Origin of the sequence: Halobellus marinus (assembly GCF_032113415.1) — an archaeon.
GTDB lineage: Archaea > Halobacteriota > Halobacteria > Halobacteriales > Haloferacaceae > Haloquadratum > Haloquadratum marinus.
The window spans coordinates 426,259-439,287 of record NZ_CP134946.1; the positions used below are offsets into that span (position 1 = coordinate 426,259).

Annotated in this window: 15 protein-coding genes; 6 read left to right on the forward strand and 9 right to left on the reverse strand. The window is 57.3% G+C overall.

The genetic code is table 11. The features are described from left to right. Positions 1-76 precede the first annotated feature (76 nt). Positions 77-676 (forward strand): LURP-one-related family protein, encoded by a 600-nt coding sequence (locus RJT37_RS02175; protein WP_313687410.1) that lies wholly within the window; start codon positions 77-79, stop codon positions 674-676. A gap of 21 nt (positions 677-697) precedes the next feature. On the opposite strand, the gene RJT37_RS02180 is transcribed toward RJT37_RS02175, so the two are convergent. Beyond that, a complete protein-coding gene (locus tag RJT37_RS02180) occupies positions 698-1,537 on the reverse strand; it encodes a DUF7847 domain-containing protein (RefSeq protein WP_313687412.1) in 840 nt (279 codons plus the stop codon). Between the two features lie 62 nt (positions 1,538-1,599). Next, on the reverse strand, positions 1,600-2,052 hold the full coding sequence (locus RJT37_RS02185) for an ArsR/SmtB family transcription factor (RefSeq protein WP_313687414.1): 453 nt from the start codon (positions 2,050-2,052) through the stop codon (positions 1,600-1,602). Between the two features lie 233 nt (positions 2,053-2,285). On the opposite strand from RJT37_RS02185, the gene RJT37_RS02190 reads away from it, so the two are divergent. Further along, a complete protein-coding gene (locus RJT37_RS02190) occupies positions 2,286-3,284 on the forward strand; it encodes an IS110 family RNA-guided transposase (RefSeq protein WP_313687416.1) in 999 nt (332 codons plus the stop codon). A gap of 277 nt (positions 3,285-3,561) precedes the next feature. Here the strand turns inward: RJT37_RS02190 and RJT37_RS02195 are convergent, their stop codons facing one another. From RJT37_RS02195 to RJT37_RS02205, 3 genes are all read right to left on the reverse strand, one after another. Beyond that, positions 3,562-4,371 carry a DUF7847 domain-containing protein gene (locus RJT37_RS02195; RefSeq protein WP_313687418.1) on the reverse strand — a complete coding sequence of 270 codons (810 nt, stop codon included), beginning with the start codon at positions 4,369-4,371 and terminating at the stop codon, positions 3,562-3,564. Positions 4,372-4,675: 304 nt separating this feature from the next. Next, complete coding sequence (locus tag RJT37_RS02200) at positions 4,676-5,188, reverse strand: MBL fold metallo-hydrolase (RefSeq protein WP_313687420.1); 513 nt, start codon at positions 5,186-5,188, stop codon at positions 4,676-4,678. 2 nt (positions 5,189-5,190) lie between these two features. Beyond that, entirely contained in the window at positions 5,191-6,018 is an 828-nt protein-coding gene (locus tag RJT37_RS02205; RefSeq protein ID WP_313687422.1) for a DUF6159 family protein, read from the reverse strand. A gap of 275 nt (positions 6,019-6,293) precedes the next feature. Between RJT37_RS02205 and RJT37_RS02210 the strand changes: the two genes are divergently transcribed. Continuing rightward, entirely contained in the window at positions 6,294-7,406 is a 1,113-nt protein-coding gene (locus tag RJT37_RS02210) for a peptidase (RefSeq protein ID WP_313687423.1), read from the forward strand. Between the two features lie 295 nt (positions 7,407-7,701). Continuing rightward, complete coding sequence (locus RJT37_RS02215; RefSeq protein ID WP_313687425.1) at positions 7,702-8,475, forward strand: CPBP family intramembrane glutamic endopeptidase; 774 nt, start codon at positions 7,702-7,704, stop codon at positions 8,473-8,475. Positions 8,476-8,891: 416 nt separating this feature from the next. Here RJT37_RS02215 and RJT37_RS02220 read toward each other — a convergent pair whose 3' ends face one another. From RJT37_RS02220 to RJT37_RS02230, 3 genes are all read right to left on the reverse strand, one after another. After that, on the reverse strand, positions 8,892-9,320 hold the full coding sequence (locus RJT37_RS02220; RefSeq protein ID WP_313687427.1) for a DUF5518 domain-containing protein: 429 nt from the start codon (positions 9,318-9,320) through the stop codon (positions 8,892-8,894). 330 nt (positions 9,321-9,650) lie between these two features. After that, on the reverse strand, positions 9,651-9,857 hold the full coding sequence (locus RJT37_RS02225; RefSeq protein ID WP_313687429.1) for a hypothetical protein: 207 nt from the start codon (positions 9,855-9,857) through the stop codon (positions 9,651-9,653). Between the two features lie 459 nt (positions 9,858-10,316). Next, positions 10,317-10,772, reverse strand: a complete 456-nt coding sequence (locus RJT37_RS02230; protein ID WP_313687431.1) for a hypothetical protein — start codon at positions 10,770-10,772, stop codon at positions 10,317-10,319. Positions 10,773-10,882: 110 nt separating this feature from the next. Here RJT37_RS02230 and RJT37_RS20785 point away from each other — a divergent pair, with 110 nt between their 5' ends. Together RJT37_RS20785 and RJT37_RS02235 are read left to right on the forward strand one after the other, a co-directional pair. Further along, positions 10,883-11,173: a DUF8011 family protein gene (locus RJT37_RS20785; RefSeq protein ID WP_465260723.1), complete on the forward strand. Its 291-nt coding sequence runs from the start codon at positions 10,883-10,885 to the stop codon at positions 11,171-11,173. Between the two features lie 244 nt (positions 11,174-11,417). Then, positions 11,418-11,855, forward strand: a complete 438-nt coding sequence (locus tag RJT37_RS02235; RefSeq protein ID WP_313687433.1) for a hypothetical protein — start codon at positions 11,418-11,420, stop codon at positions 11,853-11,855. A gap of 179 nt (positions 11,856-12,034) precedes the next feature. Here RJT37_RS02235 and RJT37_RS02240 read toward each other — a convergent pair whose 3' ends face one another. After that, the gene (locus tag RJT37_RS02240; protein ID WP_313684617.1) at positions 12,035-12,850 is read right to left on the reverse strand and encodes an IS5 family transposase; all 816 of its coding nucleotides are present in this window, start codon (positions 12,848-12,850) and stop codon (positions 12,035-12,037) included. Positions 12,851-13,029 lie beyond the last annotated feature (179 nt).

Sequence of the window (13,029 nt, forward strand, 5' to 3'; positions counted from 1 at the left end):
ATATTGCAACGCAGTAAGAGGATTTTAACAAAGCCCAGGCAGTAGTTACTTTTGTTATGATGCAGAATATCGAACGATGACAGCCCTCCAACAGTATGGACTGTCCGCGATCGATCTCTCCGGAAGCCAGTATACTGTCGAGCAGACGGGACGCGATAAGAACTTTCGGCCCGAGTACGAAGCGAGGGACGTTGCGGGTGACACGCTTTTTCGCACCACGTACCAGATGTACGAGGAAAAAGACGAGTTCCCGTTCGTCGACGCCGACGGAACTGAGATCTGTCACGTGAAGGCCATCGACACGTGGGACATCGCCGGCGACTATCTCCTCACGGACAGCCGTACCGACGAGGATCTCCTTATCTTCGATAACGACCTCTCGCTGTTGCAAGACACGTGGCGGCTCCGCGACCCCGACGACCGGTCGCTGCTTGCCACGATATCCTCTCGTGGCGCATTATTCACCCTCGCACGGAAACTCCTGCCGGTCGGTCAAGGCATCGCTCACAAGTACGAGATAGCCGATTCAGAGGGTGGTTCAGTCGGTTCTATCGAGGGCGAGTTCGCTCTATTCGACTTCGATCAGTACGAGATCACGCTCACTGATACGAGTTCAGTCCCGACAGAACCGATCGTGATCGCCGCGATCGTTATCGATGCGATCCAGGGGAATTGACTTCCAAGCACGATTGCCGGTTCACGAAACGACGCCCTGGACGTAGATGTGCGCGTACGCGCTGGCCCACACGATCGAGAGTAGTTCACCGATGCTTGATGAGATCACGTCCAAAGCGGGTGGCACCAGCGCCAGCCCCGTCCCAAGATCGGGAAGAACTGTTGGCAAATAAAGGCTGAGTGCACTGCCAACTACGATTACGAGGATGAGCAGGAACTTTCCGCGGTAGTTCGTCGTGATGCGCCAGCTAACCCACAGTGATTCGATCGGGCCGTACTTCCCGATGACGCACGCTTCGGGTGCGAACCAGAACTTGAACAGGAGGAGGAGAAACGGGACGGCAAATACGATCCCACCGACCGCTGCAGCGACAGGAAAACCAACCATTTCTACCGGATTGCCCGGAATAACGCCGACTAGAACGAAGAGCGGAAGCGACAGGAAGAACGGGATCGTCATCACGGAGAACACCACGAGAAGGACGACGCCGACTAACGCCGGTGTCCGAGCGATGCTTCGACGCAGTCCCTCACGTATCGTGACGGACTTGCCAGTGAGTTCGCCGGCGACGATCGTTCCTACGTAGGCCCGAATCGAGATGATGAACGCGAACGCCGTCACAGCCTCGACCACGCCGACCGCAGGCGTCGGGAGCACGGTGACGGCATTCGTTTCGAGAAGTCGGTTAATGAGGATGATCACGCCGGCGAAGACGACAATCGACGGATAGGATCGAAACAGGCGCACGGACCAGACGAGTGCGTCGAGGACGGTCCGGTTGATGGTGGTCGTCTCGATGTTTCGGCATTCGAGACAACCGCAGCCATCGATGTCGTCTCTGGCTTTGATCGTTGGTGCCACGTCACACGTGGTTTGGTCGGCGACAGTAGAAGCCCTTCGGACCGATGCGTCGGTGTGTTCGGTCATTCCCCAGTGACGAAGTGTGAGATGGATTCTCCGGCGGCAAGTAGGATTGATGGCGGCCCGAGTAGCGAGGCGAAGGATTTGAACGCGCGCTTGAGACTCGGCCGATCGTCCTCGGTGCCGAGAAAGAGCAGCGTCGGGTCTTCCGAAACGACGAAGACGCTCATCTCACGGCCCTTCTCCGAATAGCACGTGTCAGTGACCTCGATCACACCGGCCGATTCGAGGTTCGACAGGTGATAGTGCACGTTCTGTACGCTCTGGTCCAGTTGTTCGGCGATTCGGGCTGGCGTCGCCGGGGTCTCGTTGAGCAGTTGGAAAATCTCGTAAGCGGTCTCGGACGACAACGCTTCGATCACGTCTCTCGTCGCCTCGTCATCGAGACTCAGGACGGCGGGGGTATCGCTTCGTTCGACGGCGGCGTCCGTTTGGGTCGGAAGGAGTTGTGGCATTGGTGTGTTGACTTGATGGAAACGCTGCTACCCTAGGAGAGCGTGAAACAAGATATGGGGCGCAAGAGACCGACCGCTATTCCGTGCTACAGAGCACGTCGTGTTGACTGGTCCGTGTGCGAAAGAAGCCGAGTCATGGGCGTGACAGCCCGGATGCCGCGCGGCGCGGCATCCGGGAAAGCCCGAATAGGTGAATCTCTGCTTCACGCACTGGCGTCCCGGGTGAACAGACTATGTACCTCGGAATTGATGTCCACAAACGGTACGCACAGGTGGCAGTGATGGATGAGGCTGGGAAGATTGTCGAAGAGGTTCGCGTCAAGAACGCGAACCTCGACGACCTCGCCCAGCGGTACGCCGGCGCACAAGCTGTGCTTGAGGCGACCTCCAACTACTACCACATCCACGATACGCTGTCGGAGCACTTGGATGTGACCGTTGCTCATCCCAAAAAAATCAACCAGATCGCAGACACCGACAAGAAAACTGACCGCGTCGACGCCAAAGAACTCGCGCGAATGTTGCGGCTGAATTCGGTGCCTGAGAGCTATGTTCCGACCGAGGAAGTGAGGGAAGCCCGCGCACTCGTGCGCGGGCGACAAACGTTGGTCGAAAATCGTACCAAGTACGCCAACAAAGTCCACGGACTCCTCTCCGATCACGGTATCACTGAAGACGTGAAACCACTGACTGCGAGGGGACGAGAGTTCCTGCGGGAACTCTCGCTCCCGACGCCGTTCGACGCGTTGCTTGAGTCGTATCTCGACCTGATCGAGTCGCTCACCGACGAGATTCAGAAGCTCGAGAAGACGATTGAAGAACGCGCTGGGTCTCTGAAGGAGACCCAGCTGCTGATGACGATTCCTGGCGTGAGTTACTATACGGCGTTGACGATCTATGCGGAGTTAGGCGACATCGACCGGTTTGACGGAGACAAGGAGGTGGTTAGTTACGTCGGATTGAATCCGGTGATCCGCGAGTCAGGCGACTCGCGGATCGAAGGGAGCATCTCGAAACGTGGATCAGGTCGTGTAAGATGGCTGCTCGTCCAAGCAGCTAATACTGCAGTCCATACGTGTAACGACGAGTATCTGAGTCGGTTCTATGACCGGTTAGCAAGCCGGAAGAACTCACAGAAAGCAATCGTAGCGGCAGCTCGGAAGATGCTGGTGTCGATCTACCATATGCTTGATCGGGGAGACGTATACGATCCACCTGGTGTGAGCGCATAGACGAGGGAACTGAGGGCCGCCAAGTGGGCGGCCCTCAGTGGCCGGCCGAGGCCCTCCGTAGCGTCAGCTATCGCTAGACAGCGACCGCACCGCATCACGAGCAGGACCGCCTGTCGGCTGTGGGAATAGCAGATTCCAATACGGCGTAACCATTTTGTCGCCAGCGGTGGTTTGTCCGGGTAGCAGCGTTTCCATAGGTGAATGGTGAGGTGAGTCGTCGGGATCTGTTCTGCTCAGTGGCTGTTCGAAACCGTCGTACGTAGTTGTTGGTGAGTGGTCATACTGATTCCGTGGTGATGGGAGAGATAGCGATTAATCGCAGGTAGTACGCCGTGTACACCGTATATAAGTACGCGAAGCCAACCGCCGACAGCACGATTCCGATCGGAAGTAGGACAGCTATCGGAATACCGAGGTCGACCGGTAATACGTCAGCTGGAGCAGCGTCTGTCAGGGTCAATTGGAGCAGGTACTCGGGGATGAGGAAGGCGTTCAACAGGACGAGCCAGGCCAGCGAGAATCCGACCACACTTTTGAGATTTGAGCGGACGAGTCCAACACTTCTGCGGAACGCATCCGTAACGCTGTGGTCTTCGATGACGATCGCCGCATCGTAAAACTGTACGAACAGTATGACGGCGAGGATGGCCATCAGCCAGAGGAGTAGGGAGACGACACCCGCGGCGAAAGCGGCCATCTCGTGTATCGCTGCGAGTGCCATTGACCCGATCCCGAGGACGAATCCGACGAGTCCGAGCCCGATAGCGGTTCCGAAGACGAGAACCACGAACAATACAGTACCAAGGAGAAGTCGGAGGTAATGTGTCCGCGCGGCAGTGACAAAGTGAGAGACCGATGCGTCTGTCCCTTCGACCGCGGCACGGGCAGTTCCGAGGAAGCCACCGAGTACGAACGGGAAAACGACCAGCCACGCAAGTGATGCGCCTGCCGAAACCAACGGTGAGTCAATCAGGTGCTCAACGTACTGAAGTTGGCTTCCACCCCCGACGAAGAGACCGGCGACGAGCAGGATCGGATTCGCTCGGAGGGCAGTGTATCCGTCTTTGAATGCGGAGACGAGGACCATCGTGTCTACGACTTACCGGTGCCACATATTAGAACGACTGGAGTATCAAAACCAGATTTAAGCAATATGAGGGCTTGTATTGGCTATTCTCTCCGAGGAGAATGCTTCCTCAGTCCACCAGTGCCGCTGTCAGCGCCCGGAGCTGTTCCCATCCGTTCAAGCGGATTGCTGCGGGCAACCGTCGGCGTGCGCCCTCAAGTGCCGTCGCAAGGGCAGTCGAGGCGTTCTCGAAGACGCCAGCTCCGTGTCCGACGAGGACCCTGTTTGGGGAGAGGCCATCGAACACGGCTCGGGGAGGAACGAATCAACACAGGAGGTACATCCCGAGTCGCTCCGCACCGACTGTGAATAATGGTGTAGTCCCGAGTACGTCGGGAACGTAGAGCGTCTCGTCGGATTCACGGTACGCAACCACTTCGGACCAGCCCGGAAACGGGCGGCAGCGACGCAACTCGAACCCGGAAGTACCGACCGTATCCGTCTCCGAGTCGGTCGGAGAATCGAGTTTGGATACTGCGCGGGAAAGCCACGAGGGGCAGTACACCGGTACGTCGTGACGCGCGGCGAACCTGTCGGCGTCACGGACATGATAGTTCGAACAGACGAGAACGCCGCGCACGTTGCCAAGTGCCGAGAGTTCCTCGTCGATCCCCGGTGCGTCGAGCGGGTCGATCACCCACACGCCACCGTCCGCGCCGACGACGGCGTGACTCGTCCGGCGACCAGTCTCGTTCGGGTGTGCGAGCCATCCGATCCCGCCGTCCCACCGATCGACGGCCTCGTACTCCGACGGGGGCCGCCGGTCGTAGATCGGCATCGTCAGTTCTCAGGAAAGACCGTATCCGGATCCCGACCCTCGAACGGACCAACTTGGTTACCCGTCGTCGCGTAGCGGTACAGCGCGGTCCGGACGACCGCGGATGCCGTCTGCGAACCCACGATTGCAGCGACGACGATCCCGCCGCCACCGACGAGCGCGCCCACGGCGACCACGCCATCGAGGACGAAGTATCCAGCCGCTCCCAGCGCGACGCCGGGGAGCGCAACGATCAGGAAGACGAAACTCACGCCGAGCGTGGCGGAGACGCTTTCCCCCCACGTGTCTCGGAAGAGTGATCCGCTCCGACGGAGTTGCCGACGCAGGCTCCGGCGCTCGTCGAGGACGATGACCGGCACGATGAAGAACGTCAGGAGCGCCCACGCGAGATCGAAGACCGCCCGCGTCAGGCTCCCGACCACGCCGAACTTCTCGTCGAGGATGTACAAGACCGTGCCGAGCGTCGCGGCGGTGACCGCCCACAGAGCGATCTGCCGGCGGGCGCGCCACGCCGCGGCGAGGCCATCTCGAACGGATGTCGGATTCCCATCGAACAGTTGCGCCGCACAGTGCACCACGGCAGCGTTGAAAAACGTCGCTACGCTCGACGAGATCGCTATCGCACAGAACAACGCACTGTACTTGTAGAGGTCATTGAGGAGAAGCGACTCGACGAGCCCCTGTTCGAAGACGATCGCTCCCAGAATAGCAAAGGCACTCCCGACTGCAAGGAGGCTCAAGGCCGGAAGGATCAGCAGCGTCGGTCGCTGGGTGAAGATGCGGAGACTGCCACGGGTGATCTCGAAGCCGCGTCGGTATTTCGAGGTCATCCTGAACGGTCACCGTTCGACTGGTCACGAGCGGACCGGGTTCCGTTGCGTGCCGAACATGCTACGGCACCGCCAGTCGATCGGCGTCGGCCACTCTCCGTGAGCGGCGTCAGGCTGTTTTGTCGTGTGATGGAGGGCATACGATGTGATTCGGTCAGTCTACGTATAAAAACCGGGGAGAATGAAAACAGCCTCTGAGCGATCGACCTGTTCCTCGGTCGGACCTTCGCCGTACTCCGCTATGATTTTAGTGCGGGGTACGGGAAGACGCAGATATGTTCGCCCTCCAAGCGACACCGCCTTCGGTCGGTGCTGCGATTGCCGCGCTCGTGGGGCTCGCACTCGTCGGGGGTCTCCTCGGAGCGATCGGTAGCGCTGTCGTTCGCCGGCTGGGGAACCCCGTCGGAAAGTACCGGCTGCTGTATGCAGCTGTCCTCTTCCCGTACACACTGCTCGCCTACGCCGTGTTCGCCCTCACAGGATTCGGCGCTGCAATCCTCACGGGACTACCCGCCGCGCCGGACCTTATGACCGGAATTCTCGCGGATTTCGTCACGTTCCTCGCCGCCGGTTGTGTCTGGATCGTCTCGTATTTCCCCACGGTACGGGGCATCCGGGACGTGCGTGACATTGATCTCGCCACCAGTACGTCGATCTGGAAGATGACGCGGTACGTTATCGGAGTAAGTGCGCTTCTCTCCGTGGTGCTCATCCCACTGCAAGTAGGCTCAATCGAGTCCTCACCGTTCGCCCTCGCTGTCGGGCTCGCAGTGCTCCTGCTTGGGATGCTGTACGCGGCACCGTGGTTGATCGTCGTCCTTCGCTCGACATCGAAGCCGACTGGAGACACTGCTGATCGATTGGCGCGGCTCTGTGATCGCGCAGGCCTCACCGTTCGAGACGTGCGGATCCTCGACACCGAAAACGAGGAAACGGCGCAAACGCTCGTCCGCGGTCCGCCAACCTACCGTCGTCTCTTCGTCACGAGCACGTTTCTCGACGCTTTCGACGACGAGACCGCCACTGCGTTGCTGGCGATCGAGGCCGGGCAACTTCGAACCTACGTCTTCGAGGTCAGGGTCGGGACGGTTCTCGTGGCTGGGATTGTACTGATTGCGTCAGTTATCGGTATCGGCCCACGGTGGCCGTTACTCGGTCTCGCACTCGGATCAATTCTCGTTGGGTTTTGGCTCTCGCAACGGCGGATCCGTACGGCTGACGAGTATGCTGCCGAACAGGTCGGGCGAACGACTGTTGCTGATGCGCTGGGCGAGTACGCCGACGTACACGCCCTCGAACCGACACGACGACGCATTCCGAATCCCCTCTCTATCAAGGTCGCCCTCGGGGATCGAATCGACCGGCTTCGGTCGTCGAGCGATCCGTGACGGTTCGTAACCCACAGCCGACACTGTCTAAAATCAATTTTTCAGTCTGAATTATCCTTTTCTCGTTTACGGTCGAGTAGTGGATATGCCCTCCCAGCAGGCGTCGACCGAACACCCGTCTCGCGGTGGACACGAGACAACGCGCGGAGTTGATCCGCATTCCTGATCGCAACGGAGCAACTATGCCAGCCCTCCACACATCGATTTCGGGCCCTGACCAGCGGGATCGGTCGTCGTCACTCCGTAGGCAGGGCACCCTGAACTGCTCAGATGTCGTGTCGGTATGTGATTCGCTATGAGTCTCTCGTCCGCCATCTCGGCAGCGTTGGAGACGAGGCGCCGCCGACAGGCTCGTGCGGTTGTCGCCGGACTCGGGATCACCGTCGGCGCGCTGCTCGCCGGCCTCATCGGCGTCATTTCGATGCGAGGCTTCGTATCGGTACTCAATCTCGGTGATTCACCCGTCGTTCGCGTTCTTCAAGGGAACTATATCCAAGTTGGATTCGCTGGCTTCGCCGTTGCGTACCTAGTATGGCAGGGGAATTGGGATCGGTACGTCAAGATCCGACGGCCGACGCTCGAAGACTTCGGCTGGATCGTCGCGCTGCCGCTCCTCTTCGCGGCCCAAGGAGTCGTTCTCCCGCCAGTACTAGCTGCGGTCGGACTCCCCCATCCACAGCCAGGGACCGGGATGGAAGAACTCGCCTTGGAGACTCGACCCTTGCTCTGGCCGGTCGCGTTCGTCGGGATGTATCTGTTCGCTGCGCCGGCTGAGGAACTTGTCTACCGCGGAATCGTTCAAGGTCGGCTTCGCGCTGCCTTCGATACACTTGGTGTCGTGATTTTCGCCGGACTATTGTTCGGTGTGCTGCATTTCCTCGTCGGACTGATGACTCAAGGCGTGAGTTTCGGTGGCAGCCTCTACTGGGGGATCGACACAGTGATCCCCGGGTTGGCTTGGGGGTACGCGTACGAACGCACGGAAAACCTCGTGGTCACGGCAGTCACACACGCGATGGTCTGGACCGTCACACTCCACGAAATCGTGCTCCACGCACTTCCGATATAGTATCTATAATGCCTTCCGTGCAACACATCGATCGACTCGGACTCGCTACCTCAGTCGCGCTCTTAAGCCTGTTCGTCGTGGGGTTTGCCTACGATTCGGACTATATGATCAGGGTCTACAGTCCGGCTAGCTACGTGTGGGTTGGATTGATTATCGCAGTTTTGGTAGCACTCCCGTATCGTCCGTTCCGCACATCTTGGGCGTGGAGTGTGCTCTTCGGAGCGATGGTCCTCACGTGGGGACTGCATAATATCGCTGGCTCGGGAGCATCACTCGTGATGGGATACGGCTTCGCCGCACTTGGAACCGTATCAATCGCCTATGGGATCTACGACCGATTTACACCACCAGCATTTCCCGATCTGCCGACATTGAGATAGAGAACTGAGACTACTGAAGAGGCGTGCTGTCGAGTTTTATCCACAGATTTCTGGATTGACCTTCCCCGCAATCCATCCACCCAAGAAGCCGCCGAAAACTCCGATCAGTATCGCTAATATCCCCGTAGCAAGGACAAGCATACACAGAAGCACAACCCCGAATACCAGCCCGCCTTCCGAAGCCGACGTGAGGAACCAGTCACGTAGAAAGCCAGACGACCACGCAAAGGCAGGAACCGTTCCGAGAACGCCAGCACCCATACCAGCTTTTTTGAACTGACCCGACCCGTTTGCGGCGAGAAATCCGGCGAGAGCACTGCCAATAATCACTCCCGAGAGGTTATAATACGGCTCTGCACCGACGAACAGATTATGTATAGTCACCACCAGAATACTGACTACCCCGCCAAAAAGCGCGTACACATACGTTGGTGTATCCTCTTCCAACAACCAATCTAGTTCCATATCGACCAATTCAATCAAGAAGCCCATATTCTCCCCGTTGTGTCAAACTGATCCCGAAGCTATCCATTCGAATCTGAGATCAGTAGTAGCTCCAATTCTCGTTCACTGTGTCTACCGATGCGACGGCGTCTGTTGTAGTCGGCGAAGAAGAATTTCCACAAAATGCGATGACGACTCCAACAAACAACTGAGTGTCTGCACGAGGCCTTCAACGGCCTGTGCCGCAGGAATCGTTCCCCGGGGACGGCGAGGATATCAACTGAATCTTGGAGGGGACCAGTCGTCATAATCGGTCTATTGTTACTATAGGTGGTTCCGAGACAGCCGGAACTACGATCGAAATGCGCCCCACAGATACAACCCGGCACTTGCAAACACAACGGTCGTCAGCCAGACCGCTTCGAGTTCAGACGCGAATGACTCAATGAGATGAATCGTGAACAAATACCCGACAGCCCCACCAATAGCACTCGCAAGGACAACGATCGAAACAGCGTGATTCACCGGGATCTTAGTCCCGTCCCAGTCCTGACTCATATCTTCGATGTCTCTACAGTAGGTAAAATATCTTGACACCGCTTTGGACGCGTTATAACGGTGTCATAGAACTATTCTCACACCCAAGTCACAGCGAATCGAATCGTTCAGTTCAGTTAAACCACTTACCGAGTGACCGCTCCCATCAGACCTAAGGGTGCCAACAACTAACATACGGGTCCAGTATGCACTCCCTCGTTGCCCACACAGACAGATCAGCGTTTGACCGCGTTCGAGATGCAATTCTTAATCGCGATGACTCGGAGGATGACGAAAAGCCGACCGGACCCGGTGCGCCCACGCCAGGATAACCGGTAACGGCAGAGGACATCTGCTCAACACGCACACTCGTTCTAACGAGGGGTTCAATCACTGAAGCGTGAAATGGAAATCGTGGCAAGATTTCTATGGCACCGCTTTGGACGCGTTATTCCACCATCATAGAGTCGCGTATGCCAATTAATCGAGGGCGAATGCGAGCGAAATGAGAGCACTGTTGATACCCAGAAACCCTGTAATGAGAAGCCCTAGTGGTGGATCGTTAGTTGATGACGTAACGAGGAGTGCGAACGATCCAATTCCAACGGCACCGAGACACACCGCCAACACGATATCGGACCACGCATTCCAAGAGTCCTCAAGTGCTGGCTCGACTCGGGTAAGCCACCAGTCCGTTTCCCGCTTTTCGTCCGTGGTCGTTTCCGTACGTCCGGCCAGCCGTCGGACAGCTGTCGTCCCGCCAGCCGCGAAGAGGGCGATGATCGTAGCAATCCCTACCCCCAGTAGAACCGGCAGTGAAACCAGTCTCGTCTGTACAAACAGAAAGATCAGCACGAACCCCACTCCCGAGAGCCCAGCAATAACTCCTCGAACAACTGTCCGGGTATTCATCTCCGTTGGCTCTGTTGAAATCATCAGAAATTGGTATGTTCTGACCCGGTGGGGGTTAATACGAGGAGAGAAATAGTAAAAACGACATTTCATTCATCCAGACACTTTATCGGGTCGAACTCTTGCCTGTACGTATGGGAATATTCCAGCGGATAGTGTTTCGTAAGCCAGATGGGCGAAGGAAAGGATTCATCTTTTTGTCCTTATCGTCCATCTGTCTCCTTGCGTGGGTGTACACTAGTATCGTACTCAATAGTTCTCACTTCTTCCTCTTTACTGGTCTCGCGCTTGGATTATCTGGATTCGCCGAATCGCTGCCTATAGAGCGACGACGGTTAGCCGGGATACTTCGAATAGTCGCCGTTGGTATTCTCGTTATGTTCCTCGGTCTCCTCGCATCAGTTCCTGAATTACTATTCGAGTAGCGAAAGTGCTCGGGTTTGGGTAGTGTCTGAAGTATTTCGGTGGTATTCTAAGACAGTCGGGAGCTCTGTACCTTTCAGTGACCAGCTGTTTCAAGCGGGCATATGTCTAACGAATAGGATTTCAACAGAGCCTGCCCGTTCGGAGAGAGCCTCGACCAACGCGTTAATCTGGCGGTCACTTGGGATCCGCGAGACAGTAGTTGACACCACCACTTCTAACTCGATATCTCGTGAGTGGTTCGATATGCCCTCCACAAGCACCGCACAAGCAGAGTCCCGCCTCAGTTGGGAGACGAAGCTCCACGGTTTGCGTCGACTTCCGCATCGATTCGCGGCGTTCATCGTGACGATGCACCCTTTCCTCTGGATCGGCCTCTTCGTCGTGTTCCCGCTTGTTGTTCTCGGTTCGATGACTGTCTTCGGTTCTCGTGCCGCCGTCGCGTACGTGATCGTGTGCGCGTGTCTGTGGTTGATGGTGTGGTTTTCGAGTGCGGGATTCAAAACGAACCACTACCTGCTCGATCCCGAGCACCGCACCTTAGTGATCACACCCGAATTCGACGATCCCGACACCCAACGGTTCGCCACGGTGACCGGCACTGACGAACGGACTGTCAATATCGATGAAGTAGACTCGTTGCACTTGATTTGCCTTGTTGAACGCAAGACAGCGACGGGGTAGGGTCGATTGTTTGTAGTCTCACGCTGTCAGAGGTGCGTTCTTACAGTCAGAAGATACAGCGGCTGTTACTGACAGCGGTTGCCGAAGGGTCAAAACTATGGTATCTTGCTTCGTTGTTTCGGTGACGACGGCGATGCCTCTCCCGGATACGTCCGGAGAAGGGGAGCAGGCGGCGAGCCCTAACTCGCCGCCTGCGTTAGGTTATGGACGATGCACTTCCGAGTCAGCTCCCGGAACTGGCCGTGCCAGCTCCGGGAGCGGAGCTTCTCGCCGTCGTCTTCTTTCAACTGCGAGAAGCCCGTCTCACTCATCCAGCGTTGGTTGTAATCCTCGGTCATTCGGGCGTTGTGGGCCTTCTGCAACGGTGTTTGTTCCCTGTGCTTGATCAGTGGTCGCGTTGAGTTCGAGCGACACTCCTCACGGAGTTCGCCCCACGAGTAGTTCGCGTCAGCAGACAATACACGCAGGTCTTCCGCGTTCCGGCGGAAGACCTGCATCCCGATGTGGCCGTCCCACGCCTTCTGTGTCGTGAAATGAACGTCTTTGATCGCTAGCGAGTTCACGTCGATCAAGATGGTTGTCTTCATCGACTGGAACGAGTAGTTCGCACGGTCACGGTAGTGATAGCTGGTCTGATCACGCTGGAAGCCACTTGCATCGATTGCGGCTTCACCACTCCAGCCCGCCTGCTCCGCCGAAGCGCGGAGCAGGCGGCGGAGTTCACGCATCCGATACTCGTCTTCCCACCGGCAGAACGAACTGTAGTGTGGTGCCTCGTTGAGATCAAATACGGCGAGGATACCGGGCATCTCGTTGAGGTAGTCTTCAGTCTCACGAAGACTCTTCTCCAACTCAACGCGGAACAAAATCAACGCAATCTGTGTCCACTTGGCGTACCCGTCCGCGCCGTTCGGCGCGGCGGGTACGTCAGGGTCATCTACGTGCTGTTTGGCAAGATCTCGACACATCCGAGCGAGCCGTCTGAGCGATCCCATATCGCCAGACGGCGTCCAATTCCCGGTTAGCTTGACGGTATTTTCCTGTGAGAGCGTCTGAAACTACAGTCAGCTAGCGGCAAAACAAGGCAACTTGATTCCGCTCGGTACGTTCGTTGGTGCTCGACTCAGTTACCGTTCGCACACGTTCACGAAGCCGGAAGGGGTCCTCATTCCGC